Origin of the sequence: Paraburkholderia sp. J94, assembly GCF_905220285.1 — a bacterium.
GTDB classification, from domain to species: Bacteria; Pseudomonadota; Gammaproteobacteria; order Burkholderiales; family Burkholderiaceae; genus Paraburkholderia; species Paraburkholderia tropica_A.
This window is the reverse complement of record NZ_CAJMZH010000075.1, coordinates 1-215: the sequence shown is the minus strand read 5'-3', so window position 1 is coordinate 215 and position 215 is coordinate 1. Positions and strand designations below refer to the sequence as shown.

General features: G+C 64.7%; 1 protein-coding gene. It reads left to right on the top strand.

What is annotated here, in order from left to right; genetic code table 11:
• On the top strand, window positions 1-215 hold a 215-nt coding region (locus tag U4Y88_RS37715; protein WP_415774564.1), incomplete at both ends, for an NAD(P)/FAD-dependent oxidoreductase.

Sequence of the window (215 nt, the reverse complement as noted above, 5' to 3'; positions counted from 1 at the left end):
GTGACGCGCTGGCTGGGTCAGCAGGCCGAGGCGCTGGGCGTCGAGATTTTCCCGGGCTTTCCGGCCGCTGAAGTGCTCTACAACGACGACGGTTCGGTCAAGGGCGTCGCGACGGGCAACATGGGCATCGGCAAGGATGGCGAGCCCACCGAGAATTTCCAGCTCGGCATGGAACTGCACGCGAAATACACGCTGTTTTGCGAAGGCGCGCGCGG